This window comes from Jannaschia marina (genome assembly GCF_013404595.1).
Taxonomy (GTDB): Bacteria; Pseudomonadota; Alphaproteobacteria; order Rhodobacterales; family Rhodobacteraceae; genus Jannaschia; species Jannaschia marina.
On record NZ_JABVAX010000004.1, the window covers coordinates 237,192 to 250,650 of the forward strand.

Annotated in this window: 10 protein-coding genes; 8 read left to right on the forward strand and 2 right to left on the reverse strand. The window is 70.4% G+C overall.

What is annotated here, in order from left to right; all coding sequences use genetic code 11:
* Window positions 1–186: 186 nt before the first annotated feature.
* A complete protein-coding gene (locus tag HSX43_RS09910; protein WP_179379957.1) occupies window positions 187–1,320 on the reverse strand; it encodes an aminotransferase class I/II-fold pyridoxal phosphate-dependent enzyme in 1,134 nt (377 codons plus the stop codon).
* The gene (locus tag HSX43_RS09915; protein WP_179379958.1) at window positions 1,310–2,221 is read right to left on the reverse strand and encodes a fatty acid desaturase; all 912 of its coding nucleotides are present in this window, start codon (window positions 2,219–2,221) and stop codon (window positions 1,310–1,312) included. The genes HSX43_RS09910 and HSX43_RS09915 overlap by 11 nt, the downstream gene beginning before the upstream one ends.
* Window positions 2,222–2,318: 97 nt before the next feature.
* On the opposite strand from HSX43_RS09915, the gene hmgA reads away from it, so the two are divergent.
* From hmgA to HSX43_RS09955, 8 genes are all read left to right on the forward strand, one after another.
* Window positions 2,319–3,677, forward strand: a complete 1,359-nt coding sequence (gene hmgA, locus HSX43_RS09920) for a homogentisate 1,2-dioxygenase (protein ID WP_179379959.1) — start codon at window positions 2,319–2,321, stop codon at window positions 3,675–3,677.
* Complete coding sequence (locus tag HSX43_RS09925) at window positions 3,674–4,630, forward strand: fumarylacetoacetate hydrolase family protein (RefSeq protein ID WP_179379960.1); 957 nt, start codon at window positions 3,674–3,676, stop codon at window positions 4,628–4,630. The genes hmgA and HSX43_RS09925 overlap by 4 nt, the downstream gene beginning before the upstream one ends.
* Entirely contained in the window at window positions 4,627–5,577 is a 951-nt protein-coding gene (locus tag HSX43_RS09930) for an MBL fold metallo-hydrolase (RefSeq protein ID WP_179379961.1), read from the forward strand. The genes HSX43_RS09925 and HSX43_RS09930 overlap by 4 nt, the downstream gene beginning before the upstream one ends.
* The gene (locus HSX43_RS09935; protein ID WP_235962604.1) at window positions 5,574–7,202 is read left to right on the forward strand and encodes an FAD-dependent oxidoreductase; all 1,629 of its coding nucleotides are present in this window, start codon (window positions 5,574–5,576) and stop codon (window positions 7,200–7,202) included. The genes HSX43_RS09930 and HSX43_RS09935 overlap by 4 nt, the downstream gene beginning before the upstream one ends.
* Complete coding sequence (locus HSX43_RS09940) at window positions 7,199–7,396, forward strand: DUF2783 domain-containing protein (protein ID WP_179379962.1); 198 nt, start codon at window positions 7,199–7,201, stop codon at window positions 7,394–7,396. Before HSX43_RS09935 ends, HSX43_RS09940 begins: the two co-directional genes overlap by 4 nt.
* A 326-nt stretch (window positions 7,397–7,722) precedes the next feature.
* On the forward strand, window positions 7,723–9,048 hold the full coding sequence (locus HSX43_RS09945; protein WP_179379963.1) for an efflux RND transporter periplasmic adaptor subunit: 1,326 nt from the start codon (window positions 7,723–7,725) through the stop codon (window positions 9,046–9,048).
* Window positions 9,049–9,051: 3 nt separating this feature from the next.
* On the forward strand, window positions 9,052–12,138 hold the full coding sequence (locus tag HSX43_RS09950; protein ID WP_179379964.1) for an efflux RND transporter permease subunit: 3,087 nt from the start codon (window positions 9,052–9,054) through the stop codon (window positions 12,136–12,138).
* Window positions 12,135–13,388 carry an alpha/beta hydrolase gene (locus tag HSX43_RS09955; RefSeq protein WP_179379965.1) on the forward strand — a complete coding sequence of 418 codons (1,254 nt, stop codon included), beginning with the start codon at window positions 12,135–12,137 and terminating at the stop codon, window positions 13,386–13,388. The genes HSX43_RS09950 and HSX43_RS09955 overlap by 4 nt, the downstream gene beginning before the upstream one ends.
* Window positions 13,389–13,459 lie beyond the last annotated feature (71 nt).

Consider the following 13,459-nt stretch of genomic DNA (forward strand, 5'->3'; position numbering starts at 1 on the left):
CTATTCCTCACCCCTCCGAAGGCAGAGGTCTCAGGTTCGAATCCTGATGGGTGCGCCACTTTTCCCTCCGTATCGTCATGGTCGGGCCTGCGCCGACCATCTCCGACCGCTTCGCGCCCGGCGGCCGAAGATCCTCGGGTCGCGCCCGAGGATGACGGCTGCGGTTGGTGGCGCGGGGTGCCCGGCTCAGGCGCGGCGGCGGCGCAGGAAGGCGGAGACGCGGGGGAGGCCGGCGCGGAGGGCCTCGGGGGCGTTGGCGAAGCCGATGCGGAGCGTGCCCTCCACGCCCATGACGGCGCCCGGGGTGAAGAGGACGCCCTCCTCCTCCAGGAGGTCGAGGCAGAGCTGTTCCGACCCGATGTCGAGGTCGTAGGACAGAAGCGCGGTCGTGCCCGCGACGGGCTTGACCCAGTCGATGCCCGGCTCCGCCGTCACCCAGTCGGAGACGAGGGCGAGGTTGCCGCGCGTCATCTCGCGCGAGCGGGCGAGGATGCGATCCTTCGCCTCGAGGGCGAGGGTGGCGAGGTGGTCGTCGATCAGTCCGACCGAGATCGTGTTGTAGTCGCGGTGGTGGGAGACGGCCTCCAGCACCTCCGCGGGCGCGCAGACCCAGCCGAGGCGCAGCCCGGCGAGGGAGAAGACCTTGGACATGCTGGCCGTGGAGATGCCGCGACCATAGACGTCCACGATCGAGGCACCCATCCCGTCGCCCGCCTGTTGCGAGCCGCGATAGACCTCGTCGACGAGGACCCAGGCCCCCGCGCCGTGGTTCCCGCGCCGGGCGATCTCGGCCAGCCGGCGCAGCCCCGCCGCCTCGATCCAGGTGCCGGTCGGGTTGTTGGGGTTGGTGAGCGCGATCAGCCGCGTCTCCGCCGTCACCGCCCCATCGAGCACGTCCCAGTCGGGCAGCCAGCCGTCCTCGGGGCGCAGGCGCACCTGCGTGACGTCGGCCCCGAGGCTCTCGGGGATGGAGATGTGCTGCTGATAGGTGGGCACGAGGGAGACGACGGGATCGCCGGCGCTCGCCATCGCGGCCCAGACGAGCGCGTTGGCCCCGGCGGTGCCGTGGGTGACGAGCACGTCGGCGCGCGTCCGGTCGGCGTAGAGCCCGGCGATGGCGTCGCGCAGCCGGTCGGACCCCTCGATCGCGCCGTAGGTCAGGCGGGTGGGGCCGAGGCCCGCCAGCGGGTCGTTCCGGCCGGAGAGGGCCGTCAGCTCATCGAGCGTCAGGCTCGTCACGCAGGTCTCGGCAAGGTTGTAGGCGCAGTGGTTTTCGTGGGCGTTCATCCACATCTCGACGCCGAAGGGGTCAATGTGCATCGGGGGCTCCGTCGGTGAGGCCGGCGCGATAGGCGCGGTGGAAGGCGGCATAGCCCGGCGAGACGCGGGCCAGGTGGGACCGGGCGCGGGCGTGGAGCGCGGGCAACTGGTGGAAGGGCACGGCGGGCCAGGCGTGGTGCTCGGCGTGGAAGGGCATGTTCCACGCGAGGAAGCGGACGGCGCGGCTCGTGAGCGTGGTGCGGGTGTTGAGGAACATGTCGGCGACCGTGGGGCAGCGACCGTGCTCGGCCAGCAGGTAGAGGCGCAGGACCGGCTGCCCGAGGAGAAGGGGCATGATCCAGAGCCAGAGGAGCGCGGCCGTGCCCGCGGCGAGGCTCGCGAGGGCGAGGCCCGTGTAGATCGCCAGCATCAGGCGGGCCTCGCGCCGCAGGTCGGCGTGGCGGCGGGCGGGGATGTAGGGCGCGTCGATGGCCCCGAAGGCGTTGCGCCAGAGCGTCGACAGCTGGGCGCGCCAGGTGGGCAGGCCGGTCAGGTGCCAGGCGTAGCCCGCGCGGGTCGTCGGTTTCGGCGTCGCGAGTTCCGGGTCGCGGGCCGGGTCCTGCGTGTGACGGTGGTGGGCCATGTGGAAGAGCGTGAACCAGCCGTGGGGCAGGGCGAGGATCAGCCCGCAGAGACGCCCGACCCAGAGGCTCAAGGCCCGCGTGCGGAAGGGCGTCAGATGGGTCGTCTCGTGTTGCAGCGTGAAGAGGAAGACGAGCGCGATGCCGAGCGGCAGCATCAGGATCGGCCAGCCGGGCACTCCCGCCACGATGCCCGCGGCGGGCAGGGCGATGAGCGCCAGGTGCCCGGCCAGATGCGCAAGCCCCCGCGCGTCCGACCGGCGGGTCAGGCGCAGCCGATCCTCGGGCGGGACGCTGGCAAGGAAACGCGTGTGATCCATGTCTTGTCATAGACGCCGAATGGACCGGGCCGAAAGGGCGGGCGTTGTTAGTTACAAAAGCAACCGTTATGCGAGGCGCAGGCCGGAGGAGGATGCGATGAACAGGCAGACGAAGATCGACGCGATGACGCGGGCTCCCTCGCTTGCGGGACCGCACGAGGGCTACATGCCGGGCTTCGGCAACGACTTCGAGACCGAGGCGCTGCCCGGGGCCCTGCCGCAGGGGATGAACTCGCCGCAGCGCTGCGCCTACGGGCTCTATGGCGAGCAGCTGTCGGGCACGGCCTTCACCGCGCCCGGGCACCAGAACGAGCGGACGTGGTGCTATCGCATCCGGCCGTCGGTCCGGCACACGCATCGCTTCGCGTCGCTCGACCTGTCCTACTGGAAATCTGCGCCTCTCATCGACCCTGACGTCGTGTCGCTCGGCCAATACCGCTGGGATCCGGTGCCCCATGCCGAGGGGACGACCTGGCTCACGGGGATGCGTACGATGACGACGGCGGGCGACGTCAATACGCAGGTGGGCATGGCCGCGCATGTCTACCTCGTGACCGAGAGCATGGTTGACGCCTACTTTTACTCGGCGGATTCCGAGCTTCTGGTGGTGCCGCAGCAGGGGCGGCTGCGGTTCGCGACCGAACTCGGCACGATCGACCTCGCCCCGCAGGAGATCGCCATCCTGCCGCGCGGGCTCGTCTACCGGGTGGAGGTGCTGGAGGGGCCGTGCCGGGGCTTCGTCTGCGAGAACTACGGCCAGAAATTCGCCCTGCCCGAGCGGGGGCCGATCGGGGCAAACTGCATGGCGAACCGGCGGGACTTCAAGACGCCCGTCGCCGCCTTCGAGGATCGCAATGCGCCCTCGACCGTGACCGTCAAATGGGGCGGGCGGTTCCACGTGACCGAGATCGGCCATTCGCCCCTCGACGTGGTGGCCTGGCACGGCAACTACGCGCCGGTGAAGTACGACCTCAACACGTATTGTCCGGTGGGCGCCGTGCTCTTCGATCATCCCGACCCCAGCATCTTCACCCTGCTCACCGCGCCTTCGGGCGTGCCGGGAACGGCGAACATCGACTTCGTCCTCTTCCGCGACCGCTGGATGGTGGCGGAGGATACCTTCCGCCCGCCCTGGTACCACAAGAACGTCATGTCGGAGCTGATGGGCAACATCCACGGGCAATACGACGCGAAGCCGAAGGGGTTTGTGCCGGGCGGGCTGAGCCTGCACAACATGATGCTGCCCCACGGGCCGGACCGGCAGGCCTTCGAGGGGGCCTCGACCGCCGACCTCGCGCCGGTGAAGCTGGCCGATACGATGTCGTTCATGTTCGAGACGCGCTTCCCGCAGCACCTGACTCCGTTTGCGGCGCAGGAGGCCCCGTTGCAGGACGACTACATCGACTGCTGGTCGGATCTGCCGAAGCTCTTCGACGGGACTCCGGAGGGCAAATGAGGCTCGCGACGCTGTCCAACGGTCGCCCGGACGGTGCGCTCGTCGCCGTCGACGCGGATCGCAAGACCATGTGGCCCGCCGGCCCCGAAACGTTCCAGGCCCTTCTGGACGGAGCCCCGACGGGCAAGCCGGACGCGACCGGCCCGTTCGATGTGACGCGGTGCATGGCCCCGCTTCCACGGGCGTGGCAGTTCCTCGACGGCTCGGCCTATGTCAATCACGTCGAACTCGTCCGCCGCGCGCGAGGCGCGGAGATGCCGGAGCGGTTCTGGACCGATCCGCTGATGTACCAGGGCTGCTCCGACCCGTTCCTCGGGCCCGCCGACCCGATCGTGAGCGCGCCCGACTGGGGCACCGATTTCGAGGCGGAGGTGGCCGTCGTCGTGGCGGACGTGGACCGGGGCGCGAGCGTGGACGACGCGCGGGAGGCGATCCGCTTCGTGATGCTCTTGAACGATACCTCCCTGCGCGGCCTCATCCCCGACGAGCTGGCGAAAGGCTTCGGCTTCGTGCAGTCGAAGCCGCCCTCGGCGCTGGCCCCGCTGGCGCTCAGCCTCGACGAACTCGACGGGTGGGACGGCGACCGTCTACACGCGCGGATGTGCGTCGACCTGAACGGGGTGCCCTTCGGGCGGACGGATGCGGGACAGGACATGACCTTCGGGTTCCCCGAGCTCATCGCCCATGCCGCACGCACGCGGCCCCTGCGCGCGGGCACCGTCATCGGGTCCGGCACGGTGTCGAACAAGCGCGACGGGGGGCCGGGTGCCCCGGTCGCGCAGGGCGGGGCGGGCTATTCCTGCATTGCCGAGCAACGGATGATCGAGACGATCGAGACGGGCCACGCGGTCACGCCCTTCCTGCGGCCGGGCGACCACGTCGAGATCTGGATGGAGGACGCGGAGGGCCGCGACCTCTTCGGACGCATTTCGCAAAGGGTAGAGGCGGCATGAGCAAGGCATTCGCGTCCCGGGGGGACATGACCGAAAAGACGATCACCTTCGACGAGATCGGGGACGGCCTCTATGCCTTCACCGCCGAGGGCGACCCGAACTCGGGCGTCATCGTCGGCGACGAGAGCGTCATGGTCGTCGAGGCACAGGCGACGCCCCGGCTCGCGGGCAAGGTGATCGACTGCGTGCGGGGCGTGACCGACAAGCCGATCACGCATCTGGTGCTGACCCACTACCACGCCGTCCGCGTCCTCGGGGCCTCGGCCTATGGTGCCGATCAGGTCATCATGTCGGACGCCGCGCGCGGCATGGTCGCGGAGCGCGGGGCCGAGGATTGGGCGAGCGAGTTCCAGCGGTTCCCCCGCCTCTTCGAGGGCCACGAGAGCATCCCGGGCCTGACGTGGCCCACTACGACCTTCAGCCAAGCCATGACCGTCTGGCTGGGCAGGCGGCGCGTCGATATCCGCCATCTGGGCCGCGCGCATACGGCGGGGGACGCGGTGATCCATGTGCCCGACGCGAACGTCATGTTCACCGGCGACATCGTCGAGGATCGCTCCGCCTGTTACTGCGGCGACGGGTACTTCTCCGATTGGGGCGGCACACTCGACGCGATCGCGGGCTACGGCGTCGACGCCATCGCGCCGGGGCGGGGTGGGGCGCTGATGGGCGAGGCCGCCGTCACGCGCGCCATCGAGAGCACGCGCGATTTCGTGACCTCAACCTATGCCCCCGCCGCCCGTGTCGCGGCGCGGGGCGGGACGCTGAAGGAGGCGTGGGACGCGGTGCGCGCGGAATGCGACCCGAAGTTCGCCGACTACGCGATCTACGAGCATTGCCTGCCCTTCAACGTCGCCCGCGCCTACGACGAGGCGCAGGGCATCGCCCATCCCCGCATCTGGACGGCGGAGCGTGACATGGAGATGTGGGAGGCGCTGCAGGCATGACCGCGCCGATGCGCCCGCGCTACGAGCTGGCCGAGCGGCTCTACCCCTACGCGCGCAGCCCGGATCAGGACCAGGCGGAGCCGGCCCGGCATCCCGTCGTCGTCGTCGGGGCCGGGCCCGTGGGCCTCGCCACGGCGCTCGACCTCGCGTTGCGCGGGCAGCGGGTCGTGGTGCTCGACGACCACGAGGGCGTGGGGCAGGGGAGCCGTGCCATCTGCTTCTCCAAGCGGAGCCTGGAAATCGCGCATCGCCTCGGCTGCGGAGAGGCGATGCACGCGAAGGGCGTCGTCTGGCAGCGGGGCCGCGTCTTCCGCGACCGCGACGAGATCTATGCCTTCGACCTTCAACCCGAGGGCGGCCATCGCTTTCCGCCCTTCGTCAACCTGCAGCAGCCCTATGTCGAACGCTTCCTCGTGGAGCGCATCGCCGCCGTCCGGGCCGAAGGGGCCGAGGTCGAGATCCGGGGCGCGAACCGGGTGGACGACCTCGCGCAGGCGGCCGATGGCGTGACGCTCGACATCACGACGCCCGACGGGCCCTACCGGCTCCGCGCGGACTACGTGGTGGCCTGCGACGGGGCGCGTTCGCCGATCCGGGAGCGGATGGGGCTCACGTTCGAGGGCCGCGTCTTCGAGGACAATTTCCTCATTGCCGACGTGAGGATGACCGCCGACTTCCCGACCGAGCGCTGGTTCTGGTTCGAGCCGTGGTTCAAGTCCGGCGCCTCCGCGCTCCTGCACAAGCAGCCCGACGACATCTGGCGCATCGACTTCCAGCTCGGCTGGGACATCGACCGGGAGGCGGAGTTGCGCCCCGCGGCGGTGCGCGCCCGCGTTGACGCGATGCTGGGGCCGGATGTGGACTATGCGCTCGACTGGACCTCGATCTATACCTTCCAGTGCCGGCGCATGGCGCGGTTCCGCCACGGCCGCGTCCTCTTCGCCGGGGACAGCGCGCATCAGGTCTCGCCCTTCGGGGCACGGGGGGCCAATTCGGGCTTGCAGGACGCCGAGAACCTCGCGTGGAAGCTCGACCTCGTGCTGCGCGGGGTGGCGGGCGAGACGCTTCTCGACAGCTACGACACCGAGCGGGGGGCGGCGGCGGACGAGAACATCCTGAACTCGACGCGCTCCACGGATTTCCTGACCCCGAAGTCGGAGGCGAGCCGGCTCTTCCGCGATGCGGTGCTGGATCTTGCGGAAGGCCACGCCTTCGCCCGGCCACTCGTCAATTCGGGTCGGCTCTCGGTCCCGGCGGTCTACGACGACGCGCCGCTTGTCGGCCCCGATGCCCTCCCGGGTGGCCCGGCCGCGTCCCGTCCCGGTGCGCCCTGCCCGGATGCGCCGCTCGGGCAGGGGTTTCTGCTCGACCGGTTGGGAGGGGGCTTCGCGCTCCTCGCGCTCAACTGCACGCCGCCGTCGGTGGACGGCCCCGAGGGGGTGCCGTTCGAGCGGATCGGGCTGACCTGCGAGCGGGACGACCCGCTCGCCCGGCGCTATCTCGGCGATGCCGCGCGGGCGGTCTATCTCCTGCGTCCCGACCAGCACGTCGCGGCCCGCTGGGGTGATCCGACCCCGGCGGGGATCGGCCGCGCCCTGCGGCACGCCCTCGGGACGACGGCATGACCCTGACCACCGCACCGAACCTGCCCGACCCCGATGGCGTCTATGCCGCGCTCATCGACGCGCACGAGGGACTGACGAAAGCCGAGAGCGACGCGCTCAACGCGCGGCTGATCCTCGTGCTGGCCAATCATATCGGCGACCTTGACGTCCTGCGCGCGGCGCTGGAGGTCGCGCGGGGCGACGGGACGCCCTGAATCCGCCGACGGGGGCTTGAACGTCGCGGGCGTAGTCTTCATCACATGCGTGTCTCGTGGCCGCGGATGGCCCCGATGTGCCCGCCGTGACGGCGGCCATACCGGGCCAATGTGCCGGCGAGGTGGTCGTGACCCCCCGTGTCGTACGGGTCGCGTTCGTTGATTTCAGCTTTCATCGTCTCGATCGTGCCCGGAAGAGCGGTATCCGCCCGACCCCGGATCGGCGTCGCCGGCGTGTTCGAGACACAACGCCCACGGGCGCGGGACCGACGGCCGTTTTCGCCGCGCGGCTGCCGCTGCCCCCAGCTTCGCGGAAGGCGCCCAGGATGCACTCGACCACAGATGCCGCGGACGGCGGATCCATCGAACAGCGGAGCGGTGAACGGCCCGGACGTGCGACCCGGTGCCGTCAGGTCCGGTGGCTCCTGCGGCCGGCTCTGGCCCTGATGCTGCTCGCCGCGCCGGCGGCTCTGGCACAGGACAACGCGCCGCGTCCCGCCAAGGTGGCGACCGTCGCCGCAAGCGACGCGACCGTGAGCCGAACCTATCCCGCGACGGTCCTGCCCTCGCGCGAGACGGCGCTGTCGTTCCGCGTCGGCGGCCGTATCGTGGCGCTTCCGATCCGCGGGGCCATGCTGGTCGAGGAGGGGGCCGTCATCGCCAGGCTCGACCCGCGGGATTTCGAGCGGCAGATCGCGCAGATCGAGAGCCAGATCGCCCAGGCCGAGGCGCAGCTGGAGGCGCTGCGCGCGGGCGCGCGCCCCGAGGAGCTCTCGGCGCTCGAGGCGGCGCTCGAGGCCGCGGAGGCCCAGGCCGAGGCCGCGGGCGACACGCTCGAACGCACACGGCAGTTGCGCGAGCGCGGCGTCGTCGCCAAGGCCCAGCTCGAGCAGGCCGAGGCGGAGTTCCGCGTGGCCGAAGCCGAGGTGCGCACGCAGCGGGAGCAGTTGCGCATCGGTCAGGCCGGCGGCCGGGCCGAGGAGATCCGGGCGTCGGAAGCCGCGATCGAGGGGTTGCGCACCCAGCTCCAGGTCTCGCGCGACAACCTCGACGACGCGACCCTGCGCGCGCCCTTCGCGGGCATCATCGCGCGGCGGGACGTGGAGCCTTTCTCGAACGTGCAGGCCGGGCAATCCATCGCGCTCCTCCAGGCGCTCGATCCGATCCATCTCGCCTTCGACATTCCGGGTCCCGACGTGACGGCGCTCTCGCAGGGCGGCGTCGAGGCGATCGAGACCTCGGCCAGTTTCGACGCGATCCCGGGGGAGACCTTCGAGGCGGAGGTCGTGGAGTTCTCGGTGCAGGCCGACACCGGTACGCGTACCTATCGCGGCCGTGTCGCGATCCCCGCGCCGGCCGATACGGTGATCCTGCCGGGCATGACGGCGGAGGTGGTGTCGAGCGCCCCGGGCCGCGACGTGCGGCTGACCGTGCCGCTCTCGTCCGTGGCCGCCGCCCCGGATGGCTCGCCCTTCGTCTGGATCGTGGGCGAGACCGGCGCGCTGACCCGGCGCGACGTCACGCTCGGCGAAGCCATCGGAGATCGCGTCACCGTCACCGCGGGCCTCGAGGAGGGGGAGCGCGTCGTCGCCGCGGGCGTCGGACGCATCGTCGAGGGCATGACCGTCCGCCCGATCGCCGAGGAGGGCTGAGGCATGGACCTCGCGCGTTTCGCGATCGAAAAGCGGCTGGTCTCGGCCGTCGTCGCCCTGCTGATCCTGATCTCGGGCTATTTCGCCTATATGTCGCTGCCACGTTTCGAGGACCCGGAGTTCATCATCCGGCAGGCCCAGATCGTGACGCCCTATCCCGGCGCGACCGCGGGCGAGGTGGCCGAGGAGGTGAGCGAGGTCGTCGAGGACGCGCTCCAGCAACTGCAGGGCGTGGACGAGGTCACGTCGATCTCGGCCCCCGGGCTCTCGACGGTGACGGTCGAGTTCACCATCGCCTCCACGCCCGATTACGACCACCTCTATCAGCGGTTCGCACAGATGCGCGCGAAGATTTCCGACGCACAGGCCGACCTGCCGCCCAACGCGCTCGAAAGCCAGGTGTTCGACGATTTCGGCGATGTCTACGCGCTCTATTTCGCGGTGACGGGCGACGGCTGGACCCTGCCGGAGCTGCACGATTACGCCAAGACGCTCCAGCGCGAGCTGGTGACCGTCGACGGCGTCTCGAAGGTGGTGCTCTCGGGGACGCAGGACGAGGTCGTCTATGTCGAATACAGCCCCTCGCGCCTCGTGGAGCTGGGGCTGACGCCGAACCAGATCGCGCAGCTGATCGAGGGGCAGAACCTCGTCAGTCCGGGGGGTTCGGTCGTGGCGGGGGACATGCGGCTCGAAGTCCGACCGGCCGGCGGGGTCGGATCGGTCGAGGCGCTCGAGGAGGTCATCATCTTCGACCCGCAGTCCGGGGCGTCCTTCCGGCTGGGGGACGTCGCCACGGTCACCCGTGGCCTGGAGGAACCCGCGGGCCCGCGCCTCTTCCGCGACGGCCGGCCGGCCGTGGGCCTCGGCATCTCGAACACGCTCGGCGGCAACGTCGTGAGCATGGGGGAGGCCGTCAAGGAACGGATCGCCGAGCTCGAGCCCGACCGGCCGCTCGGCATCGACCTGATGCCGATCTCGGACCAGTCGCAGACGGTGAAGACCTCGGTCGACAACTTCGTCCTGAACGTCGTGGTCGCGCTCGCCATCGTCATCGGCACGCTCCTCGTCTTCATGGGCCTGCGGTCGGGCCTGCTGATGGGCGGCGTCCTTCTCGTGACCGTCGCCGGCACGCTGACGGGGATGTATCTCTACGGCCTCGACATGCAGCGGATCTCGCTCGGCGCGCTCATCATCGCGCTCGGGATGTTGGTCGACAACGCGATCGTCGTGGTCGAGGGCACGCTCGTCCGCGTCCAGAGGGGCGCGCCAGCGGGGCAGGCGGCCCGGGCGGTCGTCGAACAGACCAAGTGGCCGCTGCTCGGCGGCACCGTCGTCGGCATCCTCGCCTTCTCGCCCGTCGGCTTCTCGCCGGACAACACCGGGGAATACGCGGGGTCCCTGTTCTGGACGATCGCCATCGCGCTCCTCTTCTCCTGGCTCGTCGCGATCTGGCTCACGCCCTATTTCTGCACGCTGCTCCTGAAGCCTGCCGGGACGCCGGCCCCGGCGCGGGAGAATGCGATCCTGCGCGGCTACCGCCGGCTGCTCGCGCGCGCGATCCGGCTGCGCTGGATCACCGCGGGGCTCGTAGTGGCGTTGCTGATGTCGGCCATCGCGCTCGTCTCGCAGGTGCCCCCGGGCTTCTTCCCGGAATCGACCCGTGCACAGTTCGCCGTCGACTACTACCTGCCGGAGGGCACGGATATCGACGCGACCACCGAAGACCTGCTCGAGATCGCCGCGTTCGCCCGCGAGCTCGAAGGCATCACCGGCACCAGCACCTCCGTCGGCGGCGGGCACCAGCGTTTCATGCTGATCTATGAGGCCGAGACCCCGAACGGGGCCTACGGGCAGATCCTCTTCGACGTGGAGGATTACCGCCGGATCGACGGGTTGCGCACGACGCTCGCCAACCACATTTCCGAGACCTACCCCGAGGCCGGGGCCAAGGCCTGGAGTTTCGTGCTCGGGCCGGGCAGCGGCTCCCGCATCGAGGCCCGGTTCCTCGGGCCCGACGCCGCCACGCTGCGGCGGCTGGCCGAACGGGCCAAGACGCTCTTTGCCGAAGCCGGCGCGGTCGCCGTCAAGGACGACTGGCGCGAGCAGGTCCGCGTCGTGCGACCGGTCATCGACACAAGGAACGCGCGCCGCCTCGGCCTGACGCAGGGCGAGATCACCCAGGCGCTTCGCAGCCACCTCGCCGGGGCCACGCTCGGCGTCTACCGGGAGGGCGACGACCTTCTGGACATCGTGATGCGGCCGACCGAGGGCGCGCGCGACGACATCGCCGAGCTGCGCGATATCCAGGTCTTCAGTCAGGTCGCGGGCGGCTACGTCCCCATCGGCCAGGTCGTCGACCGCTTCGACGTCGTCTTCGAGGCGGGCAACCTGCGCCGCATCGACCGGCAGCTGGCGATCACCGCGCAGGCGGATCCCGCGCCGAGCGTGCTGTCGGGCGACCTCTTCGCCGAGGTCCGCCCGCAGGTCGAGGCGATCGAGCTTCCGCCGGGCTATCGGCTCGAATGGAGGGGCGAATACGGCGACTCGCAAGAGGCCAACGCGGGCCTCGCCGCCACCATGCCGCTCGGCTTCGGGGCGATGGTGCTCGTCGTGATCTTTCTCTTCAACGCGATCCGGCAACCGCTCATCATCTGGCTGACGGTGCCGCTGGCGCTGATCGGGGTGATCTACGGCCTCGCCCTGTCGCGCACCGCGCTGGAGTTCATGGCCATCCTCGGGATCCTGTCGCTCACGGGGATGCTCATCAAGAACGCCATCGTCCTCATAGACGAGACGGACACCCAGATCGCCGCGGGCAAGCCGCGGATGGAGGCGGTCATGGATTCGGCCGTGAGCCGCGTGCGCCCGGTCTCGCTCGGCGTGATAACGACCGTCCTCGGCGTCGTGCCCCTTCTGTGGGATCCGTTCTTCAAGTCGCTGGCCGTCGTCATCATCTGCGGCCTCAGCTTCGCCACGGTGCTGACGCTCGTGATCGTGCCGGTGCTCTACTCGATCTTCTTCCGCGTCCGGGAGGACGAGCGTGCGGACGGGACCGACGGGGACGCATCCGATCCGGTGCCGGCGCAATGAGGGGCTGGCTTCGGGCGATCGGTCTGGCCCTTTGCGTCACGGCCTGCGCACCACCGAGCGGCATCTCCCGCGTGCCCCTGATGCAGGCTCCCATCCTCTATCAGAGCGCAGCGCCGGCCCCTGCCGCCGCGCCCCGCGTTCCCGCCGATCGGGATGTGCCCTATGCCACGCAGCGGGCCCCCGCCGAGATCGGAGCTTACGGCGACGTGCCCTCGACGATCCTTCGGGTGGGCTTCTCGGAGGTCTCGATCGGGGCCTCGCGGACGTCTGGGGCGGCGGGCACGCGCCGGCCGGTCGTGGAGATCGAGGAGGTCGCGGAGACCGGCCCCCTGACCGCCTCGCGCCATGCGGCGGCCGATCCGCGCGATTTCAACGGCACGGGGCCCGAGGTCGACGCCGCCTTCGCGGGCCGCATCAACCGGCAGCTGGCCGAACGGCCGGGGGGCGACATCGTTCTCTATGTCCACGGTACCTGGACGGATTTCGCCAACCCCGTCCTGGCCGCGGCCGAGCTGCAGCACGTGTCGGGGTACCATCACCTCTTCATGGCCTATTCCTGGCCGGCGAACACCGGGCTTCTGACCTATTTCCAGGACACCGAGGACGCCACCAACTCCGCGTTCCAGTTCCGCCGCTACCTGCGCTTCCTCGCCGAGGAGACGGAGGCGCGGCGCATCCACATCGTCGCGCATTCGGCGGGGACGCGGATGGTGTCCGAGGCGATCGGGGCGCTCGCGCTCGAATACAAGGCCGCCCCCGAGAGTCGCATCCGCACGGAGCTTCGGCTCGGTCAGGTGATGCTCATCGGGTCGGACGCCGACCCCATCCGCGTGGGCGGCTATCTCATCGACGGGATCGACCGGATGGTCGAGGATCTGACGATCTATGTGTCGGGCCACGACCGGGCGCTGCGCCTGTCGAACATCGTCTTCGGCGAGCGCAACCGCCTCGGGCAGGCGACGCGGGGGCCGGTGCCTGCCTATATCCGGGGGTTCATCGGCAGCTTCGACAACGTCCACGTGATCGACGTCACCGACGCCGAGCGCTCCAGCGCGGCGAACGGTCACGGCTATCTGCGCGGCTCGCCCTGGGTGTCGAGCGACATCCTGGCGGCGGTCACGCTCGGCCTCGACCCGGCGGGGCGCGGACTGGTCCGTTCGCGCGACAGGGTGCGCTGGATCTTCCCGGCAAACTACCCGGAGCGGCTGCAGGCCATGGCCGGACCGCGGCTCCCGCGCGACGGAGGATGACCGGGCCACACGGGGGATCCCGAACCGAAACGGAAGACGCGAAAACGGGACCGCGACGCTCGCGCGGCGCA